Here is a 22414-nt window from a genome sequence, read left to right as displayed (position 1 = left end):
GTTTATATGATATTATATATATAGATAATATCAATAGAGATATTATAAAAATCATAGAACTATCAATATATTATAAATACCAAGGATGATATATATGATAAATGCAGTGATAATGGCATCAGGCTTTGCCAGAAGAATGGGAGCAAATAAACTTTTATTAAATTATAAAGGCTGTTCTATAATAGAACATGTATTTAGAGAAGTTAGCAAGATTGATTTTCATCAAGTTGTAGTAGTAAGTCAATATGAAGAGGTTTTGTTATTGTGTAATAAATATGGTTTTGAATATATAGATAATAAAAATGCAAATATAGGTCAAAGTGAATCTATAAAATTAGGAGTTTTAAATAGCTCAAAATGTGATGGTTATATGTTCTTTGTAGGAGACCAGCCATTTATTGATAACTTATATATAGATAAAATTATAAATACTTTTAAATTAGATAGAGATTTTATAGTAATTCCAAGATACAAAGATATGTGTGGAAATCCAGTCATATTCCCATATAGCAAGAAAGAAGAATTGTTGGCACTTAAAGAAGATGAAAAAGGTAAAACCATTTTAAAAAATTCATCAAAAATAAAGTATGTAGAAGTTCCTAAAGAAATGTTATTTGATATCGATACAAAAATGGACTATGAGAGAATTGGGGGTAAATTATGAAGCTAATAAAAACTATAGATGCTGTTGGACAAGTTTTATGTCACGACATAACTCAAATAATACCTGGAGAATTTAAAGGAAGAAAATTTAAAAAAGGCCACATAGTAAAAGAAGAAGATATTCCAGTGTTATTATCTCTTGGTAAAGATAATTTGTATGTATGGGAAAAGTCAGAAGGAATGGTTCATGAAAATGAAGGCGCATTGTTTTTAAAAGAACTAACTGCTGGAGAAAATTTAGATTTTAGTGAAATAAAAGAAGGGAAAATAGATTTTATAGCAGCATGTGATGGTCTATTAAAGATAGATGTTGATGCACTTTTTGATTTGAATTGTGTTGGAGAAATAATGATGGCTACTCTTCATAATAATTTTATAGTAAATAAAGGTTTAAAAGTAGCTGGAACAAGAGTGATACCTTTGGTTATAGATGAGAAAAAATTAGAAGATGCAAAAAAAGTAGTTGGTAATAGAAAAATAGTAAATGTAGTACCTTTTAAACCTAAGAAAGTAGGAATTGTTACTACAGGAAATGAAGTGTTTTATAGCAGAATTGTTGATAAATTTGGACCCGTAATAGAAGAAAAAGTAAAAGGCTTTGGTTGTGAAGTTATAGGACAGACTATATGCCCAGATGATAAAGAGATTATAAAGAGTGCAATAAAAGAATTTATAAGTCAAGGAGCAGAACTTATCTGTTGTACTGGTGGGATGAGTGTAGACCCAGATGATGTTACACCAACAGCTATAAAAGAAACTGGAGCTGATTTAGTGACATATGGTTCACCAATATTACCAGGAGCTATGTTTTTACTTGCTTATTATGGAGAAGTTCCAATTATGGGTATACCAGGATGCGCAATGTATCACAAAACTACAGTATTTGATATAGTTTTATCTAGGGTTTTAATTGATGAAAAGCTTGATAAGTATGATATAGCTAGATATGGTCATGGTGGCCTTTGTATGAACTGTGATGTATGTACTTATCCTGCATGTAATTTTGCTAAAATATAAAGTTATTAAAAAAGAGTATTTACAAATTAAGTACTCTTTTTAAATATGAAACAAAACAGCTAGAATGATGTTTTAAGAAAAGCATATTTATTTAGAAATTATAATAACTTATTTTCAATGTGTAAAAGAATGAATAAAGTTGCAATTTGATTTCTTTATAAGTATAATATAAGAGATTGTTAATTTTTATAAATTTACAATTTTTAGTATTATTTTAATAAATATTTCACAAATTTAGTATAAAAAATATACTATTTACGTGATAATATATAATAAAAATGTTATCAAAGTTTTATGATAAAATAAATTATGAGCAAAAAGAAAGGAAAATATATTAATGTTACAAGTTACAGGTGTTGGACTTAGATTTGGTGATAAGGAACTATTTAAAGATGTTAACTTAAAATTCACTAAAGGTAATTGCTATGGAATAATAGGAGCTAATGGTGCGGGAAAATCTACTTTTTTAAAAATATTATCAGGAGAAATAGAGCCTAATACAGGTAGTATATCTATAACTGATAAAGAAAGAATGTCAGTTTTAAAACAGGACCACTTTGAATATGAAGAAGAAACTGTTTTAAATGTTGTTATAAGAGGTCATGAGAGACTTTGGAACATAATGAAAGAAAAAGATGCATTGTATATGAAGGAAGACTTTAATGAAGAAGATGGGATAAAAGCTGCCGAACTTGAAGGTGAGTTTGCAGAGCTTGACGGATGGGATGCAGAAACTAATGCTGAGAAAATACTTATGGGCCTTGGCATAACGAAAGATATGCATTACAAACAAATGAAGGAACTAGTTGGTGGGGAAAAGGTTAAGGTATTGTTAGCACAATCACTTTTTGGTAAGCCTGAAATACTATTAATGGACGAACCTACAAACCACTTAGATTTTAAATCAATAAACTGGTTAAATAATTTTATAATGGATTTAGAAGAATCTATAGTTATAATAGTATCACATGATAGACATTTCCTAAATCAAATATGTACTAATATAGTTGATGTAGATTTTGGTAAAATACAAATGTACGTTGGAAACTATGATTTCTGGTATGAGTCAAGTCAATTGGCTTTACAATTGGCTAAGGACCAAAATAAAAAGACTGAAGAAAAGATAGCTCAATTAAAGGAATTTATAGCTAGATTTAGTTCTAATGCTTCAAAGGCTAAACAAGCAACATCAAGAAAGAAACAGTTAGAGAAATTAGAAGTTGAAGATATACAACCATCAAGAAGAAGATATCCATATGTAGGATTTACACCTGCAAGAGAAATTGGGAATGAAGTTTTAGAAGTACACAATTTAACTAAAACTATAGATGGGGTTAAGGTTCTTGATAATGTGTCATTTAGATTGGATAGAGATGATAAAGTAGTATTTATGGGAGATGAAATAGCTACTACTGCACTTTTCAACATAGTTATGGGAGAACTTGAACCAGACAGTGGAGAGTATAAATGGGGAGTAACTACTTCTCAAGATTATCTTCCAAAAAATCATAATAAGTTTTTTGACGGAGTAGAATATTCTTTGGTTGACTGGCTTAGACAGTTCTCTGAAGAAAAAAGTGAAAGTTTTATAAGAGGATTTTTAGGTAGAATGTTATTCTCAGGTGAAGAAGCATTAAAAGAAGCTCAAGTTATATCTGGAGGAGAAAAGGTTAGATGTATGCTTAGTAAGCTAATGCTTTCAAATGCAAATGTACTTGTATTAGATGACCCTACTAACCACTTAGACCTAGAAAGTATAACTTCTGTAAATAAAGGACTTGAAAAGTTCCCAGGAGTGCTTTTATTTACTTCTCATGACCATGAATTTATATCTACTATAGCAAATAGAATTATAGAGATAACTCCAAATGGAATAATGGATAGAAAAATGGACTTTGATGAGTATTTAGAAAGTAAAGAGATACAAGACCAATTAGCTAAAATGTATGGAAAAGATAAATAATTATTAGTATAAAACCTTTTAATATTTGAGACATGCTATGCATGAGTGTGTAAATTTTTAATCAAATATTAGGAGGTTTTTTATGTTGTTTAAACATGTTTATTAGCAGAATAGAGTAATATTTTGTATATTAAGAATTTAAATATAATATAGTAGATGATATAATAAAAATATATAACATTTTGGGGGGAATAGATTATGGTTAAGAAAAGGTTAGTAGCTGTAGTAATTAGTTTAGCTATGATTAGTGTAGGGAATTTTTCATATGCTCACTCAGGAGGGCATAATTCATCAGGAGGTCATCATAATAAAAATAAATCAGAGTTAACACGTTATTATTGTGGAGGACATTCAGCACATCAACACAATAAAGGTTTTTGTCCTTATGCTAGTACAAAAGAAAATTCTGGAGTAACAATATCTTCAGTACATAACGAAAAAAATCATAAAAACTATTTTGCAGAAAAAGGGTATAATAAAGGTTATGAAGATGGGTGTAAAGGGCTTTATAATTTAAGTGTCACAGAAGCCAAATCTGATAATTTATATGAAAAAGAGATTTTAAAAAGTTCATATGAAAAAGGATATTTAATTGGATACAATGAATATAAAGCAAAAAAAGTAGATGATGTAATGAAGAAGATGTTAGATATTCCAATGTTAGCAAGTATATAATAATATAGTATTTAAAAAGATATTTTCTATAAGGGAATATCTTTTTTATTGTAAAGTATAATTTTTCGTAAAAAAGTATAATAACTGAGGCGATAAATTAAAATAAAACAGATTATTTAAGTAGTTATTAATTTGAGATAGATACATTTAATATTAATGAATCTATCTCAATAAGCTAAGCTAATTTAAAGCTAAGATAAATTAATATTAATTAGCATTAAATAAACTTTCAGAAATTTTGTCAGAAGCCTCTTTATCCATTTCTTTAAGTACATGAGAATAAACGCTTAGAGTAGTACTTATATTTGAGTGTCCTACTCTCTCGGATATAACCTTTATAGGTACTTTAGAATTTATAAGTAAAGTAACATGTGAGTGTCTTAAATCATGGAATCTAATATGAGGTAATTCATTCTTTTCTAAAAATCTTTTAAATTTTTTACTCATAACATCTTCAGCAATAGGTTCACATTTCTTATTGAAAAACAACAAATTATTATTATTTCTAATGGAAGATTTTAATAAATTTTTATTCTGTTTTATTTTATATTCTTTTAATAAAGACATTAATTCTTTGGGAGAAGATATTTTTCTAACAGAGCTTTCTGTCTTTGGCTCTTTGAGAATAACAGAACCATTAATTCGGGAAGTTATCTTATTTACTGTTATTGTATTTTCTTCAAAATCAATATTATCCCAAGTTAGACCTAAAACTTCTGAAATTCTAAGACCTAATCCAATAGCCAAATTAATAGGTAATTCCATTTCTGTATTTTTTGCTAAATCTAATAATTTTATCATTTGTTCTCTATCATAAATCTCATTTTTAAATTTTTTATATCTTGGAGCCTCTATACTATCCATAACATTTTCTTTTATTAATTTGAGTCTATAAGCTCTTTTTATTGCAAGTTTCAATATATTTATATGAATCTTAATTGATTGAGGATTTAGTTTATAAGATAGTTTATCTATGTAGTTTTGTATGTGAACTGGATGTAAGTCTTGTATTTTATATTTTCCAATAGATGGATTAATGTAATTCTTACAAATACTAACATAATTATTATATGTAGCTAAAGATATATTTTCACTATATTTATTTAGAAAATCTAATAGAAATTCTGACACTGTAATTTCGCTTGGTACTAAAAAACCATCATTATATAAGCTTTCTTTTACCTCATTTAGTCTTTTACTTGCTTCCCTTTTTTTATCAAAAGTACCCATATTTTTTTGTTTTCTTTTACCTGTCTTTTCATCTTCAAATTCCAGGTAAACAACATAGTTTTTATTTCTTTTTCTAATAAATGCATTCATATATAACCCACCAATCAAAATTTTATACATTTATTATAACATATATATATCACAAAATAATTTTGAAATAGAGTTGCATACATTTTAATACATTGTATATATTTATTTAAAAAATGTATATATTATGTCAAATATTAGAATTTTAATTTGATAATCTGTTATACTTATAGAATAGATATTTATCTTTATATTAATAGATTGTGTGTTTAATTTTGAATAAAAATATAAATTTTTTGTATTAATAAATTTGGATGAGATATTTTAAATAAAACCTTTGACTCGAAAAGTCTATTAATATAGTATTTAATTATGTAGAAGTTTGAGAGGAGTGTAAAATCATATGACTATTACTAAGATACCACCAGCAGAATTAAAAGTCATGAAATTTATTTGGAGTTCAGATTTTACAGTAGCATCAAAAGATGTCATTGAAGCTATGGAAAAACTATATAATTGGAAGCAAACTACAACACTAACACTTTTATCAAGATTAGTAAATAAGCAATTCTTAAGTGCAAGAAAAATTGATAGACATACACATTATACAGTTCTTATTGGAGAAGAAGAGTATTTACATTTTGAAACAAAAACTTTTTTAGATAATATGCATGGAAGTTCTATTGAGAGTTTTATGAAATCCTTGTTCAAAAAGGGGGTAAATGAAGAAGAATTGAACTCTGTTGAAAAATGGGTTAAGGATATTAAAAAAGATGAATAATTTGGTGTAGTTAATTATCATAAAATAAATAGTTTTTACAATAATTAGTTAAATGAATCAAATATAAAGTTTTATGTAAAATTTGTGATTTTTATAAATATTTTTGTCTTGTTATTTAATATTAATACAATAAGTTTGATGTAAAATCAAACCTGTTTGAATTTAATTTATATTGGGTTTGTCATTAATATTATTTTAGTTTGATATTGTATACGAATTTAAAAGTCAGAATTTTTGTATATTAATCATGTAAATTAATTGTTTTAGATATAAAGGGCATAATTTTATTTTTGTTTTGATTATTTCTAGGGTAAGATAAGTATACAATAGATTGTATTAAACATGCTTATATTGATAGATTTGAGATAAATATTGAGATATATTAATAATTATTAATATAAAAAAGTTCCTAGTTTTTAGGAACTTTTTTATTTGATTAATACAGAGTATGAGTTTTTGCTTCAGCTATAGCTCTTGCTGCACTTTTAGGTTTTTCAGTATTTTCTTTTTTGTAAAATTTAATCACTTCTTCTAAATCTTTATTTTCAATATTATGTTTTTTGTTTTCAAGAATATAATTTACAATTGATTCATTTATCAAATCTGTCAAAATATTATTTTCGTCATTAGTTATCTTAGACATTTCTTGTAATAAAATTTCATTAACTTCTACTGTAATTTGTTTTGTATTTTTTATCATATCAACCACCTCTTAAGAAAATTATATCATCTCAAAAAAATAAATTCAATATGTTTTAAAATTATAGAATTTTAATTCTTAAATTCTAAAAAAGAGAAAATTAGATAAAGTAGTTTTAGATTTTAAAAGATTAATAAAAAATATTTAAAGATAAAAGCTTTATTCTATATGATTCTAAGATAGAGGATTTATAAGTGTTTAAGGTGAATTAAATATAAGACAACTTCTTAAAGCAAATGGGTGTGGTATTTAAATCTAAATGTAGACATATAATATTAAATATGCTAATATATCAAAATAATAAGGGGGGAATTTATGAAGCTTAAAGAAGCATTGATTACATGTGTTGTATGTAGTGTATGTTTAACTCCATTATTGGTAAATGGAGAAACAAAAATAGATGCAGATCATTGTAAAGAATCTATAGTAAATATAGATACTATAGTAAAGTCAGGTAAAAGCTTTAATTCCAAGTATAATCAAGGTATGGAAGATTATAAAAATAGTGATGAGTATAAGTTGAAAGTACAAAAGGAGAAACTACAAAATCAGTTAGGTATTAAAATAAAGAAGTTAGTACCTATAACTTTTGAAGTTAGTTATTACACAAGTCTTAATCAAGAAAATGGATATGGAGCGATAACTGCTACAGGAGATGATTTAGAAGATGGTTTTGTAGCAAACAATCACTTAAGTTTTGGAACTAAGATTATTGTAGATGGAAAATTAAAAACTGTTATGGATAGGGGGTCTAGTAAGTATTTTAGTAATTCTAATGCAATAGATGTATTTGTGCCCAAATGGAGTAATGAAAGTGAATCAGAGTACTATGATAGAGTCAATAATATGGGAAGACATTACAAAAAAGGCTACATTATTGTTGAAGAATGATGTTCTTTGAAGTAATATGTATTGATTGTAGTATTTAATATATATATAATAAATATAAAACTATTAGTACAATGAGATATATTACTAGGAGGGCAATATGGAACAATCGTTTATAAATGGAAAAGTAAACTTATTAATAGAAAATTACAAAGCATTAAATGAAGTTAAAGGTTCTTGGCAAATGGGATTGATACAACATAGTTGTGCACTTGCATTTACCCTTAAGAACAAGAGAATAAGTCCTAGATTAGTGGAAGAACGAATAGAGCTTATTAAAAAAAATACTGGATTATTCTCTAATTTTAGAGGATATAATATGTTTTATATGGCAACACTACTTTCGTTTGAATCAAATCCAGAAAGTAGTTTTAAGATGATTTTAGATATATACAAAGAACTTAAAAGTGAAAAGTTTTGGGGCGATACATATTTACCACTTACAGCATCAATAGTTTATGAAAATAGAGAGAAAATGGATTATCTTACATGTATATCAAAAATGAAAATAATATATGATTATATGAGGAAAAAACATCCATTTCTAACTTCTAGTGATGACTATTGTAATATAGCACTTATTGCAATTCATTCAAAAAATTTAGATGAAGATTTAGAATACATAGAAAAATGTTATGAATTTCTAAATGAAAATGGTTTTTATAAAGGAAATGATTTACAAGCATTATCCCAAATTCTTTTATTTAGTGATGATAGAACTATGCTTAAATGTAAAAAGACTATTGAACTTAAAAAAGCATTTAAAGAAAATGATTGTAAAATGAATTATTATGGATATCCAATAATAGGAGCAATTTCATTATTAGATTATAGAGAAGATGAAATAATAGAAGAGATAAAAAATGTTTCAAATAAACTTAAAGAAGAAAAAGGCTTTGGAAATTGGTCTTTAGGAAAAAGTAATAGAGTAATGATTAGTTCTGCTATTGTAGCTTCAATTTATGCAGATTTGATACGAAATGAGAATAATATAGGCTCTATAACTAATAATATATTTTTAAATATTGTTGTTGCTATTCAAATTGCATGTGTAATGGCAGCAACAAGTGCAGCTATAGCATCTTCTTCATCAAATTAATAAGATTTATTGAAGTTGGATATATTAAATTTAATAATACAATTTATATGTTTAAAAAGAAGATAGTATTACATTTTAATTAACTGTGATATTATATAATATGAAACATATAATTAATATATAGATTTTAGGCAATAAATACTACATACAATATAGGGAAAGTAGAATAGTACATCTACTTTCCTTTTTTGATTGAGTAAGTTATTTTGGAAAAAATTATGTAAAACTATTTAAGTTTTATATTGTATTTTTTTTTAGATGTACTAAAATAAACTTATAAAGAAAATAAAGTTTATAAATAATTAAGTACATATTAAAAATAAGGGGGAAGTTAAAATGGATCAAAATTTAAATTGGCTTAATGAAAAAAGAATAGAAAAAACAATAAAATCTTTGGAAAACAATAATATGAAAGGGTATTTAGTAAGTAACAAAGAAGAGCTTCTTAAAAAAATTGAAGAAATAGTTAAAGCAGGTTCTCTAGTAGGATGTGGAGGTTCTATGACCTTATTTGAAACAGGAGTGATTGATTTTATAAGAGAAAAATATAATTTTCTTGATAGATATGCAAAAGATATCAAACCAGAAGAAATGAAAGAAATATATAGAAAGTCATTTTCTGCAGATGCTTATTTTACAAGTACTAATGCGATAACAGAGGATGGAGAACTTTACAATTTAGATGGGAATGGGAATAGGGTTGCTGCTATGATATATGGACCTGATAAAGTAATAGTTATAGCAGGAGTAAATAAAATAGTTAAAGATGTAGATGAAGCTATAAAAAGAACAAAAACAATAGCTGCTCCAGCCAATTGTAAAAGATTAAGTACAAATACTGGATGTAAGACTACTGGTATATGTATAGACTGTTCAAGTCCAGGAAGAATATGCTGTAGTTATACACTTATAAAAAGACAATTAACACCAGAAAGAATACATGTGATTTTTTTAAATGAAGATTTTGGATACTAAAAGAATAAAATGAGTAAGGAGAAATAATGAAAAAAGTAAAACTTATATACAATCCTAATTCAGGTGAAAAAAAGATATTATCAAATTTAGACACTATCATAGAATTATATCAAGAAAAAAATTATTTATTGATACCCTATAGATTAACTATTAAAGAACCTGTAAAGAATGCATTTAAGGAAGTTGATAGTTCTTATGAACACATATTGATAGCTGGTGGTGATGGTACTGTAGATTTAGTAGTAAATGCAATGAAAGAATTAGACATAAAAATTCCAATTGGAATTTTGCCTACAGGAACTGCAAATGATTTTTCAAATGCTCTTCAAATTTCATTTGATATAAAAGAAGCTATAAATGAAATCATAAATTCAAAACCAAAGAAAATAGACATAGGGAAAGTCAATAATAAGTACTTTATAAATGTTGCAAGTGCTGGTATGTTTACGGATGTATCACAAAGGATAAACACAGACTTAAAAAATTCATTTGGAAGAATTTCTTATTATATAAAGGGAATAGAAGAAGCATTGTATATGAGGAAATTTAAGATAAAAGTATCTTCTGAGGAAATGTATTATGATGGAGATATGTATCTTATGTTGATTTTTAATGGCAAAACAGCAGGAAATATAAATCTAGCATATAAGGCTGAAATAGATGATGGATATTTGGATGTAATTATTTTTAAAGGAATGCCAATACCAAAATCAATACCAGTTTTGATAAGTGTGCTTAGAGGTGATTATTTAGATCAATATAATGGAAATGAAATACTATACTTTAAAACTAAAAAGGTGCATATAGAATGTGAAGATTCACTTATAACAGATATTGACGGAGAAAAAGGACCAGATTTTCCTCTTAACATAGAATGCATAAAAGATGGAATAGAAGTCATGGGAATCTGTAGTGAAAAAAGTTAATCATTTAAAGTAAATGATGAAGACTCAAATAAAAAATTACTTCTAACTAAGTTTATTTATAGTAGAAGTAATTTATATTTTAAGTCTTCATTTTTTGATTGTAAGACTATTTACCTGGTTTAAAAGAACTTTTTAGAGGAACTATTCTATTAAATACAAATTTTTCATCAGTTGTATATTTATTATCTATACTAAAGAATCCATTTCTAACAAACTGGAATTTATCAAAAGGTTTAGCATCTTTTATCTGTGTAGGTTCAACAAAACCTTGTAATATTTCCAATGAATTAGGATTTATTTGTTCTAAGAAATGTTTACCTTCATTTTCAGGTATATCATCAAGAATTAATGGTTCAAATAATCTAAATTCACATGGTATAGCTGATTTAGCATCAACCCAATGTATTGTAGATTTTACCTTACGTCCTGTAAAGCCAGAGCCACTCTTAGTTTCAGGGTCATAAGTACCATGTATTTCAACTACATTTCCATTTTCATCCTTAATTACATCAGTACATTTTACAAAATAAGCACCTTTTAAACGGACTTCATTTCCTGGGAAAAATCTAAAATATTTCTTAACAGGTTCTTCCATAAAATCATCTTGTTCTATATACAATTCTCTAGAGAAAGGAACTAATCTCTTTCCTTGAGATTCATCTTTAGCATTATTCTCTATTTCAAGCATCTCAATCTTATCTTCTGGGTAATTAGTTATAATAAGTTTTAAAGGTCTTAAAACTCCCATAGTAAGAGGAGCCTTTGGTTGTAAGTTTTCTCTTAGGAAATAATCAAGCATTTGACTATCTACCGTAGAGTTAACTTTTGATACCCCTATTTCACTACAGAAATTGCGCAATGCTTCTGCAGTATATCCCTTACGTCTGATTCCGGATATTGTAGGAACACGAGGGTCATCCCAACCATCAACAATACCCTCATCTACAAGTTGTTTTAATTTCCTTTTACTCATGACAGTATTATTTATATTAAGTCTAGCAAATTCTATTTGTCTAGGTATATTTTCCATCTCACATTCTTTAACAAACCAATCATAAAGAGGTCTTTGGTCTTCAAACTCTAAAGTACATATAGAGTGAGTTATTCCTTCAATTGCATCTTCAATTGGATGAGCAAAAGCATACATAGGATATATGCACCATTTATCTCCTGTATTATGGTGTGTTGAATGAGATATTCTATATATAATTGGGTCTCTAAGGTTTATATTTGGAGAAGACATATCTATTTTGGCTCTTAATGTTTTTTCACCATCTTTAAATTCACCATTTTTCATTCTTTCAAATAAATCAAGGTTTTCTTCAATAGTTCTGTTTCTATGAGGACTTTCTTTTCCTGGTTCAGTTAGAGTACCACGATATTCTCTCATTTCCTCTTGTGTCAAATCACATACATAAGCTTTACCCTTTTTTATTAGTATTAAAGCTCTCTTATACATTTCATCAAAGTAGTTAGATGCAAAATTTAACTCGTTCCAATCAAATCCTAACCACTTTACATCTTCTTTTATGGACTCTACATATTCAACATCCTCTTTTAATGGGTTTGTATCATCAAATCTTAAATTAGCTTTTCCATTAAACTCCTTAGCTAATCCAAAATTAAGACATATACTTTTTGCATGACCAATATGTAAATATCCGTTTGGCTCAGGTGGAAAACGAGTTATGATACTGTCATGTTTTCCTGTTTCTAAGTCGTTTATAATAATATTCTTTATAAAGTTAGATGAGTTCGTTTCATTTGACATATTCTATACCTCCTATTTAATTTGATTATAATACAGAACACTACACTGTATTGCATAATATTAATTTTAATCCAAGATTAGAAAAAAATAAAGGTGTAATTAAGAGTATTATGCAAAATATTAACTTTTATACTAAAAACATGTTTTTACAGTTTATTTACAAAACATTAGATTGGTTGAATTAATTTTTAAAAGACTGTATTATAGTATGTATATTGTTAAGAATATTATGTGAAGTTAGTTATCTAAATTTATTTTAAATCTGATGACAGATTTGTAAAGGAGACGATTATGGGAAAGGTTGCAAAGATTTTGTTAAGTTTAATTGTTATTGTTTTAGTACTTGCAGGAATTGTTGTATATATCTTGACACCAAAAGAAAGATATGATGTTAGTTCACAAAATAATAAAATCATAGATGAAGAATATTTATCAAAAGGCTCATATATAAATTCTATGGAGGTAGTAAAAAATCCACTTAGAATGGTTGGAAAAATATCTGTTTCAGAGGAAGAGTTTAAAAATTTAATATATACATTGATGCAGAAGCATGGAATTAATGAACTTGAAAATAATTTTGTTGAAATGAAAAATGGTAAAATAAAGGTAGCAGGACCATATAAGGTATTTGGTTTGGTAAATAGTCAATATGAACTTGAATTGAGACCTACTTTAAAGGATGGAAACTTAGTTGTAAGTCTTGAGAATGTGAAAATTGGAAAATTTAAACTAAGTGATAAAATGCTAGAAAAAATATTAAGTAACTACAATAAAAAAGTTCCATTTGAGGTTAATGGAAATAAGATTACTTTGGAAAAAAGTTATCTTTATCCAATAACACTTAAAAATATATCTATAAAAAAAGGAAATGTTGATTTGGATATGGAAGTAGAAATAGATTTAAAATCACAAATAAATGGGGCATTAGGATATTTAAAGGACTCTGGAAAGGTTCAAGATATACTAAATCATCTGATTAATTTGAAGAAAACATCTGTTGGTTAAAAATATAGAAAACTTATATTTATATTTTTATTATATTATATAATATTAAAGTACCTTAAAATCAAAATTTGTAAAACCACATTTATTATGTTAGAATATCTTATGATATTAAATTGTAAGTGTATAATATTATTTAGTTACTAGATTGGGGGGAAATGATGAATAAAGTCTATATTGTAACAACATATACAGGAACTATATTATCTTACTTAATAAGGAATATAAGTAAAAAGCTGTATACACATGTGTCAATATCATTAAATGAAAATCTAAAACCAATGTATTCTTTTGGAAGGCTAAATCCAAGGAATCCATTTATTGGAGGATTTGTTGAAGAAAATATAAATCAAGGATTATATGCTATAAGAAAAAACACTGTGTGTAGGGTATATTCGTTAGAAGTAGATAATTTACAATATGAAAATCTATATAAAAATATAAAATTAATTAGTGATTATAGAGAAGATTACTATTACGATACAATGGCATTAATATATTTACTAATGAATATTCAGAGACAATCTGAATATAAATATGTATGTTCAAATTTTGTTGCTGACATGTTAGAAAAAAGTGAGATAGACATTTTAAATAAACAAGCATTTGAAGTAACGCCAAATGATTTTTATAATTTATCTGGCTTAACCTTAGAGTATGAAGGTTTATTATCAGAATATAATTCTAGACAACATTCTTATGTATCAAAAATCGCAAACATTTAAAAACTTGATTTGGAGTTTTTCATATAAAAAAATATTGCTAGATAATTAGGCTGAAGATAGTAGTTTAACTTCGATAGGATTAAGAATTTGTAAATCTTAGTTAGAATACTTTCTTCAGTTTTTAAATTTCTGCTAATATTTGTATTTTTATAATATTTTTGGATATATATAATACAGAATAGTGCAAAAATCCCACTCCTTTAGGTGCGGGATGGATAGCACAAACAGTATATAAAAAGTATTTATACATACACGTATAATGTTAAATATAGTTGAATAAGCAGAACTATAAATATATAAAGATATCTTAATATATAATAAATATGATAAATATTTATTTTTTGTAAATATATGGATATAATAGTAATAATAACATTTTTTAGAGAGGAGTATTAAATGAAACGATATCTTAAAACATATGGAGTTGCATTAATAATAGTAATAATTTATGCATTTATTAAATTACCTGTACTAAGATTAGATTTTACATCTTTATTTTCAGTAGGAATAATTTTCTTTGTTGTAGCAGGAATACTAGATATGATGTTAGATAGAAATGAAAGAGCATCTAAAATGGCTAAATATAATTTTTCAATAGCAATAGCTTTGCTTGTGTATATTGTAGTAGTTCCCTTTATAACTTCTACACCTGTACTTCATGCAAAATCATATAGAGAACTATTGGGAAAAGTAACTGAAAGTAAATTTACTGATGACATTAGCCCTGTCAGTGTAAATGACATTCGTCTTGTAGATGAAGATATGGCAATGAAATTAGGTGACAAAAAGCTTGGAGAAGTTCCTGCAATAGGGAGTGTATCCAAATTAGGAAAATTTCATATACAAAATGTAGATGGAGAGTTGTACTGGGTAGCGCCTCTTGTTCACAGAGACATAATTAAATGGATAACATCTCTAAGTGGTACAAGTGGTTATGTAAAAGTATCAGCTAGTAATCCTCAAGACGTCCAATTAGTTCAAGAAATAGATGGAAAGCCAATAAAGATAGTTTACCAACCAGAAGCCTACTTACATCAGGATTTACAAAGACATTTATACATACATGGTATTGTAAATGTTGGTATGACAGATTTCACTCTTGAAATAAATGATGAAGGAAGACCTTATTGGGTTGTAAGTTTATATGAACATAAAATTGGCTATGGAGGAGCAAATGCAACAGGAATAGCCACTGTTGATGCAGAAACTGGAAAAATAAATGTTTATGATGTTAAAAACACACCTAAATGGGTGGATAGAATACAACCACAAAGCTTTGTAACAGACCAGATTAAAGACTGGGGTGTTTATGTTAATGGATTTTTAAACTCTGTTATATCAGAAAAGGGAGTTTTAGTACCAACAGAAGGTACATCATTAGTTTATGGCAATGATAACAGGTCTTATTGGTATACAGGTATAACATCTTCAGGTGGAGATGAATCTACAATTGGATTTATGTTAGTTGATTCTAGAACAAAAGAAGCTAGATTATATAAACAACCAGGAGCTACTGAAACGGCTGCAATGAAATCAGCTGAAGGTAATGTTCAAGAAAAAAATTATGAAGCGACGTTCCCTGTAATGTATAATATATTGGGTCAGCCAACATATGTATCATCATTAAAAGATAAGGCTGGTCTTGTTAAGAGAGTTGCATTTGTATCTGTTGAAGATTATAATGTACTTGGAATAGGTGAAGATAAGAATGAAGCATTAAGAAACTATAAGGATGCATTAGAATCTAAGGGTAATGATTTAAAACTTGATAATGATTTAAAAGATGAGGTATTAGAAGGCACAGTGACAAGAATAAGCCCAGATGTGCGAGGTGGTAACACTAATTATTATGTAACTTTAGATTCAAATAAAGATATAATATTTAGGGCTACTTCAAAAGTATCTAGCGAATTGCCATTGACTCAGGTTGGTGATAAAGTCAAAATATCGTATTCAAAAGAAGAATCTGGTGTAATAGAAATGTCAGAATTTGATAACCTAAATATTGCAAACTTTGAAGATAAAAAAGCAAAAGAAAAAACAGGAACTGATGAAAATACAGATTCCAAAGATTCTGAAAATCAAGGTAATGTATAATTTAAATAAAAAGATTGATAATAGTATTTAACATAGTGATAGCTAATTTTTATAGAATTTAATTCTATAAAAATTAGCTATTTTATTTTAATTCTTTGTAAATTTAATGTCATAAAATTAATATAATATTAGTACAACTTTGCAAATAATACTTCAAGGAGAATGTACTATGACGAATATGGAAAAAGAGATATTACTTTTAATTAGCAGGGTTAGATGTGTTACAGAGTCTCAATTTAGAAAAATTTATGGAGACCAAAAAAGATACAATAAAAAAAATTTTAAAAAAACTTTGAGAAAAATGTGTAGTGAATATACACTAAAAAAATATCCTTGTGATGTGGATTATTATAATTATAAAGACCTCTCTTATGTATACTATTTAAACGGTAGTAAACTTTTTAAGGGAGATGATTTAATAAAGGCTCTAGTAGGATCAGAATTAGTTGTTAGAATCAATACTGCAGGTTGTGATGTAAAAAGATTTTACCGAAATGTTAGTGTAGATGATGTGAAATACGATTTATTTATTGAATATACAGACCAATTTGGTAATATAAAGCAAGTTTTAGTTGATGTTGACTTAAATAATGAAATAGACATTTCTAAATACGAAAATCTTTCTAAAAAAATAGATAAATCTACAATTCCATTTTTTAAAGTACCAAACGTTTTGGTAGTTACACCAGATAATCTATCCGAATTAAATGATTTAGAGAGATATGATAATGAGTATAGCATAAATTTTATAGATTTAGGATTAAATAAACTATTTAATTGTATATAAGCTAACTTTAGAAAAGAAAACTATCGATTTGCCACATTTTGTAAAATAATTGTTGCAATATTATATAGAATATGATAAAACTATATTAATAAATTAATTAAAAATAATGAGCCTAGGGTAGAGGTAGCTGTATTCAATAGTATTCAATAGGAGCTGGTAAGCGTTGATAATTGATGAAAGGGTATATAGCCGAAGAAATTTTGTTGACGGACAAATTTTCTGGACTTATGCAGAATATGCATAAGGCTGTCACTTTTAAAGTGGTGAGCTACAAGGTTACTTGGTCTATGAAATTTACACGTCCAAAGTATACCTTTGGGCGTTTTTATTTATCAAAATTTAGCTTGAGGGGGAGAAAGCATGAGTATAATTGTTCAAAAATATGGTGGAAGTTCAGTAGCAGATACTGAAAAAATAAAATCAATAGCAGAAAATATAATAGAACGAAGAAAAGAAAATCCACAAATGGTAATAGTTGTGTCTGCCATGGGAAAATCCACTGATGAATATATAACTTTAGCAAAGGAATTGAGTAATGAACCTAGTAAGAGGGAATTAGATGCTTTAATGTCTACTGGTGAAATGATTTCAGCATCTTTATTATCAATAGCATTAAATGCACTTGGATGTAAAGCTATAAGTTATAATGCTTATCAGTTAAATATAAAAACGAGTGGTCTTCATGGAAAGTCTCAAATTGATGATATAAACGTAAACAGAATTAAAAATAGTTTAGATGAAGGAAATGTCGTGATAGTAACTGGATTTCAGGGAATCAACGAAGATGGTGATGTAACCACTCTTGGAAGAGGTGGTTCAGATACATCTGCTGTAGCTCTTGCGGTTAAATTAAATGGAAAATGTGAGATATATACAGATGTTGATGGAATTTATTTTACAGACCCAAGAAAATATTCAAAGGCTAGTAAACTTGATGAGATTGAATATGAAGAAATGCTTGAGTTAGCGAGTTTAGGAGCACAAGTAATGCATTCAAGAAGTATAGAGCTTGCACAAAAATATGGTGTTGAAATCTATGTCGGACGTACATGTGGTACAGAAAAAGGAACATATATAAGAGGGGGAAAAGACATGAAATTAGAGGATAAAGTAATAACAGGATTAGCTACTAGTGATGATGACAGTTCTATAACAATAAAAGATTTTAAAGCTGAAAATATATCTAGCTTATTTGAAGATATAGCAACTATAGGTATAAGTGTAGATATGATAAGCCAAACTGCACCTATTTTAGATAAGATAAGTGTATCATTTACAGTTCCAAAAGAAGAGTTGGGAGAATGTAAAAAGATAGTATCTAAATATACAGATGAAGAACATGTAGTGATTGATAATAATATCACTAAATTTTCTTTAGTAGGTCTTGGTATGAAAAATACTTCTGGAGTTGCTGCTAAAGTATTTAAGATATTCAATGAAAATGGTATAATGATAAAACTTATAACTACATCAGAGATTCGTATAACTTGTGCTATAAATTCTGATGATAAGCAAGTAGCTATAGAAAAAATAGCAGAAGTATTTAATATATAAAATTTGGGGAGGCTATTATGAAACTTCATGGAACTATGACTGTAAATAATGATGAATTATATATTGGAGGAGTGAGTTGTTTAGAACTTAGTAAAAAATATCAAACTCCACTTTATGTATTTGATGAAGCTTTAGTTAGACAAAATTGTAGAGAATATATAGAATATTTTAAGGCTAGAGAGGGAAAAAATAAGGTTGCTTATGCAGGGAAAGCTTTTTTACCTCTTTACATGTGTAATCTTATAAATGAAGAACAAATGTGTTTAGATGTAGTTTCAGGAGGCGAGTTATATACAGCTTATAAATCAAATTTTCCTATGGAAAAAGTTTTCTTTCATGGAAACAATAAGACTAAAGAAGAAATAAACATGGGATTAGATTTAGGTGTAGGTAAATTTGTGGTGGATAATTTTTATGAATTAGATTTGCTTGAAGCATTATGTGAAGATAAAGGTAAAACTCAAGAGATATACTTTAGAATAACTCCTGGTATAGAAGCTCATACACATGATTATATAAAAACTGGACAGATAGATTCTAAATTTGGATTTGCTTTAGTAAATGGAGATTTATTTAGAGCAATAGAAAAATTAAGTGAATATAAAAATATTAAACTTGTGGGTCTTCACGCTCATATAGGTTCACAAATATTTGATGTAGAACCATACATAGATACAGTGGATATAATGATGAACTTGGTAAAAGAAATAAAAGAAAAATTCAACATACAACTAACAGAAATTGACCTAGGTGGAGGAGTTGGCGTTTATTATAGCGAAGGAGATAAACCTAAAACTATAAAAGAGTTTTGTGAAACTATAATCACTAAAGCAGAAACTTCATGTAAAGAGCTTGGAATAGAAGTACCTACATTGGTAATAGAACCAGGAAGATCAATAGTTGCAAATGCAGGAAGTACATTGTATACAGTAGGTTCTATAAAAGATATAAAAGATGTTAGGGTTTATGTAAGTGTAGATGGAGGTATGACAGATAATGTAAGACCTTCGTTGTACCAAGCTAGTTATGAGTGTAGTATTGTGAATAAAATTAATCATGAGGCTATGAATCATGTAACAATAGCTGGAAAATGTTGTGAGAGTGGAGATATATTAATTGGAGATATAAACATAATGGATATTAAAAGTGGAGATATACTTATAACAACATCAACTGGTGCATATGGATATTCAATGTCTTCAAATTATAATAAAATACCAAGAGCAGCAGTAGTATCAGTATTTGATGGAAATGATAAGATAATTTGTAAGAGACAAAGCTATGAGGACTTATTAGCTTTAGAGATATAAAATGGAGAAGTATATAATAAAAATTAAATATTAAAGTTTATTATGAGCAGATTTGCTAGGATATGTATCTCTAAATTAATTTTTGGTTTATTGTATCGTTCGTAGCATATCTGCTTATTTTTTGTTTTACTAACAAATTTCTTGTAATAAATATAAAATATTTTAAAAACTTTATAATTATGATAAAATTTAAAGTATATGACAAGGAGGGATTTAATGAGAGGAAGAGTAATTTTATTAATATCGATATTATCTATATTTCTTGTAGGATGTTCATTTAATAAAAAAGATGAAATAAATTTAGTAGAGCAAGGAAAAACATATTTAGAAAAACATAACTATAAAAAAGCTATGGAATCATTATCCTCTGCACTGGAAGAAGATAGTACTAATGAGAATGCAAGAGCTATGTATATGCAAGCTATGAGAATGTCAAATATGACGGAGTTTGAAGAATTAAAAAATTATGAGGGTGCAATCAAGGAACTTAAACTTATAGAGAAAATCAAAAATGGTTCCTCTGTTATTAAAGAAGAGGCAACTAAAAAGAAAGAAGAGTTAACTAAATTAGAAAAAGAACAAAACGAAGCAGAGGAACAAAGAAAGAAAAAGGCAAAAGATACGGCTGGAGAAGATAGGTATAGAGTTGAATCAGATGCAAGGAAATCTTCTTATAGTGGAAGTAGTAAAAATAATAAATCTAGTTCTAAAAACAATGATAAAAAATCAGATAGTAATAAGTCTGACAATAATAACAGTTCTTCTCAAAATCAAGAAAAGCCAAATAATAGTAATCCAACACCAGCACCAACTCCACAAGATACTACTGGTGGTTCAGATAGTGGTGGAAATTCTCAAAACTCAAATAATCAATAAGTATAAAATATATGCATAAATTTAATGAACAAATTATATATTATAAAAAATATCTCTTAGCAATTTTTTCTTACTAAGAGATATTTTTTGAGAAATAATTTAATAAATAGCAGTTAAATTTTAAACTAAAAATTAAAGTCACAGTAGAGATAATCTATTGTAAACGATTATCTATATATTTATCAACATAAGTTTTTACAACAGCAGCTATTGGTACTGAAAGAAAAACTCCTATGAAACCAAATAGAGATTGTCCCACCAAAATAGCAGATATTACCCATATAGCTCCTATACCAACTTGATTACCCATAACTTTTGGTTCTATAAAATTTCCATCTAATTGTTGCAATATAAATAGAAATGCAATGACCCATATAGTTTTTTGTGGACTATATAATATAGTCATGGCTATTGGAGGGATTGCACCAATAAAAGGACCAAAATAGGGAATTATATTACCTAAGAATATTATTGAAGCTAAAAATAAAGCATTTTCTATTCTGATAACAAATTGAAATCCTAAAAATGCAATTATACCAATAATAAGAGAGTCTAATATTCTACCAAGTAAATAATCATAGAAAATATCATGAGTAGTCCTAAAAAATTCTATAATGTTATCTGCCTTGTTTCTAGCAGTAGAAGAATATAGAAATCTCTTAAATCCCAATGCAATTTTTTCTTTGTCATATATAATGTATATGGATAGTATAAATCCCATTGTCATATTAAATAGCATAGAAGATATACTAAGTGTATAGATTAAGAAGTTTTTAGGAATTTTACCAACAAAATTACTTGCTTCTTTTAATAAATTATCCAAACTATGTTGTATATGAGGAATTAAAGTTTTTAGAAAATCTATGTTTGACATATTTTTTTCTATAAAACTATCTATATAATCAGTATACATAGGCATTTCATTTATTAATCTATTTAATGTATTAGCTATTGATGGAATTAATAACCTAATGGCAAAGGCTAAAATAAAACCTATAAATATATAAGATAAAAAAATGGCTAAAAGTCTATGTGCTTTGAATTTTACCTCAAAAAGCATCACAAGTGGATTTAAAAGTAAAGCAAGTAAAATAGCTAATAAAAATGGGCTAAAAAACTTTAAGAATCCTTCAATACTAGATATAAAGTCTGATGGAGTATTAATAAATTTAAAAAATAAAATTCCAATAAACACGACTATTAAATAATATTTTATATTTTCCTTTGAAATAATAATCACTTCCTTAAAATAGTGTTTAGTCAGCTATTACATATTAATAGTATGTGAAAAGAAATTACAATTATTTAGGAAAATTAAATAATTTTTTTGCTTGTTTTTAATTAAGGT

Annotated in this window: 20 protein-coding genes and 1 riboswitch; of the genes, 16 read left to right on the top strand and 4 right to left on the bottom strand. The window is 26.9% G+C overall.

Translation table 11 applies throughout. From position 1 onward, the window contains the following. The first annotated feature begins 94 nt into the window (after positions 1 to 94). The 4 genes from mocA (at position 95) to CDIF1296T_RS10895 (ending at position 4318) form a co-directional block, all read left to right on the top strand. The gene (mocA, locus tag CDIF1296T_RS10910; protein ID WP_009890188.1) at positions 95 to 664 is read left to right on the top strand and encodes a molybdenum cofactor cytidylyltransferase; all 570 of its coding nucleotides are present in this window, start codon (positions 95 to 97) and stop codon (positions 662 to 664) included. Continuing rightward, a complete protein-coding gene (locus CDIF1296T_RS10905; protein ID WP_003435117.1) occupies positions 661 to 1680 on the top strand; it encodes a molybdopterin-binding protein in 1020 nt (339 codons plus the stop codon). Before mocA ends, CDIF1296T_RS10905 begins: the two co-directional genes overlap by 4 nt. A 337-nt stretch (positions 1681 to 2017) precedes the next feature. Next, on the top strand, positions 2018 to 3643 hold the full coding sequence (locus CDIF1296T_RS10900; protein WP_003429004.1) for an ABC-F family ATP-binding cassette domain-containing protein: 1626 nt from the start codon (positions 2018 to 2020) through the stop codon (positions 3641 to 3643). 198 nt (positions 3644 to 3841) lie between these two features. Continuing rightward, positions 3842 to 4318 carry a hypothetical protein gene (locus CDIF1296T_RS10895; RefSeq protein WP_003435120.1) on the top strand — a complete coding sequence of 159 codons (477 nt, stop codon included), beginning with the start codon at positions 3842 to 3844 and terminating at the stop codon, positions 4316 to 4318. Positions 4319 to 4525: 207 nt separating this feature from the next. On the opposite strand, the gene CDIF1296T_RS10890 is transcribed toward CDIF1296T_RS10895, so the two are convergent. After that, positions 4526 to 5638, bottom strand: a complete 1113-nt coding sequence (locus tag CDIF1296T_RS10890) for a tyrosine-type recombinase/integrase (RefSeq protein ID WP_009893419.1) — start codon at positions 5636 to 5638, stop codon at positions 4526 to 4528. Between the two features lie 340 nt (positions 5639 to 5978). Here CDIF1296T_RS10890 and CDIF1296T_RS10885 point away from each other — a divergent pair, with 340 nt between their 5' ends. Then, positions 5979 to 6356, top strand: a complete 378-nt coding sequence (locus tag CDIF1296T_RS10885; protein ID WP_003428999.1) for a BlaI/MecI/CopY family transcriptional regulator — start codon at positions 5979 to 5981, stop codon at positions 6354 to 6356. 436 nt (positions 6357 to 6792) lie between these two features. Here the strand turns inward: CDIF1296T_RS10885 and CDIF1296T_RS10880 are convergent, their stop codons facing one another. Next, a complete protein-coding gene (locus CDIF1296T_RS10880) occupies positions 6793 to 7056 on the bottom strand; it encodes a hypothetical protein (protein ID WP_009897212.1) in 264 nt (87 codons plus the stop codon). A gap of 315 nt (positions 7057 to 7371) precedes the next feature. On the opposite strand from CDIF1296T_RS10880, the gene CDIF1296T_RS10875 reads away from it, so the two are divergent. From CDIF1296T_RS10875 to CDIF1296T_RS10860, 4 genes are all read left to right on the top strand, one after another. Next, complete coding sequence (locus CDIF1296T_RS10875; RefSeq protein WP_003424324.1) at positions 7372 to 7947, top strand: RlpA-like double-psi beta-barrel domain-containing protein; 576 nt, start codon at positions 7372 to 7374, stop codon at positions 7945 to 7947. Between the two features lie 97 nt (positions 7948 to 8044). After that, positions 8045 to 9043: a DUF4003 domain-containing protein gene (locus tag CDIF1296T_RS10870; RefSeq protein WP_003435128.1), complete on the top strand. Its 999-nt coding sequence runs from the start codon at positions 8045 to 8047 to the stop codon at positions 9041 to 9043. Between the two features lie 336 nt (positions 9044 to 9379). Next, a complete protein-coding gene (locus CDIF1296T_RS10865; protein ID WP_003435129.1) occupies positions 9380 to 10018 on the top strand; it encodes a lactate utilization protein in 639 nt (212 codons plus the stop codon). Between the two features lie 26 nt (positions 10019 to 10044). Next, positions 10045 to 10944: a YegS/Rv2252/BmrU family lipid kinase gene (locus CDIF1296T_RS10860; protein ID WP_003435130.1), complete on the top strand. Its 900-nt coding sequence runs from the start codon at positions 10045 to 10047 to the stop codon at positions 10942 to 10944. Positions 10945 to 11050: 106 nt separating this feature from the next. On the opposite strand, the gene CDIF1296T_RS10855 is transcribed toward CDIF1296T_RS10860, so the two are convergent. Then, complete coding sequence (locus CDIF1296T_RS10855; protein WP_003428989.1) at positions 11051 to 12715, bottom strand: glutamine--tRNA ligase/YqeY domain fusion protein; 1665 nt, start codon at positions 12713 to 12715, stop codon at positions 11051 to 11053. Between the two features lie 291 nt (positions 12716 to 13006). Between CDIF1296T_RS10855 and CDIF1296T_RS10850 the strand changes: the two genes are divergently transcribed. From CDIF1296T_RS10850 to CDIF1296T_RS10815, 7 genes are all read left to right on the top strand, one after another. Beyond that, positions 13007 to 13720, top strand: a complete 714-nt coding sequence (locus CDIF1296T_RS10850) for a hypothetical protein (protein WP_009890174.1) — start codon at positions 13007 to 13009, stop codon at positions 13718 to 13720. A 158-nt stretch (positions 13721 to 13878) separates the two neighbouring features. Further along, positions 13879 to 14442 carry a hypothetical protein gene (locus CDIF1296T_RS10845; RefSeq protein ID WP_003433003.1) on the top strand — a complete coding sequence of 188 codons (564 nt, stop codon included), beginning with the start codon at positions 13879 to 13881 and terminating at the stop codon, positions 14440 to 14442. 396 nt (positions 14443 to 14838) lie between these two features. Next, entirely contained in the window at positions 14839 to 16539 is a 1701-nt protein-coding gene (locus tag CDIF1296T_RS10840) for a hypothetical protein (RefSeq protein ID WP_003435136.1), read from the top strand. A gap of 169 nt (positions 16540 to 16708) precedes the next feature. Further along, positions 16709 to 17326: a hypothetical protein gene (locus CDIF1296T_RS10835; RefSeq protein ID WP_003424290.1), complete on the top strand. Its 618-nt coding sequence runs from the start codon at positions 16709 to 16711 to the stop codon at positions 17324 to 17326. A gap of 110 nt (positions 17327 to 17436) precedes the next feature. After that, positions 17437 to 17605: riboswitch (Lysine riboswitch) on the top strand. Between the two features lie 81 nt (positions 17606 to 17686). Next, a complete protein-coding gene (locus CDIF1296T_RS10825) occupies positions 17687 to 18880 on the top strand; it encodes an aspartate kinase (RefSeq protein WP_003424287.1) in 1194 nt (397 codons plus the stop codon). Positions 18881 to 18897: 17 nt separating this feature from the next. Next, entirely contained in the window at positions 18898 to 20190 is a 1293-nt protein-coding gene (gene lysA, locus CDIF1296T_RS10820) for a diaminopimelate decarboxylase (protein ID WP_009890169.1), read from the top strand. A gap of 216 nt (positions 20191 to 20406) precedes the next feature. Next, on the top strand, positions 20407 to 21066 hold the full coding sequence (locus CDIF1296T_RS10815; RefSeq protein WP_009897209.1) for a lipoprotein: 660 nt from the start codon (positions 20407 to 20409) through the stop codon (positions 21064 to 21066). A gap of 154 nt (positions 21067 to 21220) precedes the next feature. Here CDIF1296T_RS10815 and CDIF1296T_RS10810 read toward each other — a convergent pair whose 3' ends face one another. After that, positions 21221 to 22306: an AI-2E family transporter gene (locus CDIF1296T_RS10810; protein WP_003435146.1), complete on the bottom strand. Its 1086-nt coding sequence runs from the start codon at positions 22304 to 22306 to the stop codon at positions 21221 to 21223. Positions 22307 to 22414 lie beyond the last annotated feature (108 nt).

It is taken from the genome of Clostridioides difficile ATCC 9689 = DSM 1296 (genome assembly GCF_001077535.1).
Taxonomy (GTDB): Bacteria; Bacillota; Clostridia; order Peptostreptococcales; family Peptostreptococcaceae; genus Clostridioides; species Clostridioides difficile.
Note: the sequence above shows the minus strand (reverse complement) of the source record. Positions and strands in the feature narration are given on the sequence as shown.